The 646-nt window shown below is 46.3% G+C and carries 1 protein-coding gene; it reads right to left on the bottom strand.

The features are described 5' to 3' along the window. Window positions 1–174: 174 nt before the first annotated feature. Window positions 175–600 carry a hypothetical protein gene (locus ACFIMA_RS10050; protein ID WP_375693339.1) on the bottom strand — a complete coding sequence of 142 codons (426 nt, stop codon included), beginning with the start codon at window positions 598–600 and terminating at the stop codon, window positions 175–177. Between the last annotated feature and the right edge of the window lie 46 nt (window positions 601–646).

Genomic DNA, 646 nt, shown 5'->3' with positions numbered 1-646 from the left:
GGAGCACTTAAAGGTGCAACACGAGGTCCCCCATACACATTACCACCCATCCCTGTATCATACAGATTATACGCATCTGCACCCCCACGCTTAAAGACATTCTGCATCCAAGCGGGAGGGGCACTTGTCTGCACCTGCTTCTGTTCTGTCGTTGTTGGTGTCTTGCTCCCCATGTCACAATTCCTTCCTATAATAAAGCATATCTATGCCATAGCCTTGCTTGTCCAATGCGCGCTTCCAACCTAAACGACCCAAGATCTCTATCTCAAAAGCCCCATTCTCACGCGCCCAATCCTCTACAAATAGCAAATTGTCAACTTGATCAAGAACGCCCTTCCCACTACATTCACAAATCAGAGCGCGCTTCTTTCCTAAAACTGTCTGCTGTATCTGGGTCGTGACTGCCGCTAAAAAGCGCTCGTCATCATCCAAAACAAGCCATAACTGTTTCTTGCCGCTGCAAATCGCTTCAATGAGCTCTTGCAACGTGATTTCATGTTTGAAACGCTCTACATACTCTCTAAAGGATGCAATGATGTCTTCAAGGTATGGTGCTATACGCTCCATACCCCAAGACGTGGTCAAAAAGACTTTTGCCATTACCCTCTGCCTAAAGGACGTAAATCCACATTAAATCCTGTGATTT

The sequence above is a fragment of the Bartonella sp. AP88HLJMH genome (genome assembly GCF_042195605.1).
Lineage (GTDB): Bacteria > Pseudomonadota > Alphaproteobacteria > Rhizobiales > Rhizobiaceae > Bartonella.
The sequence above is the reverse complement of the archived record's forward strand: the minus strand, read 5'-3'. Positions and strand labels throughout refer to the sequence as shown.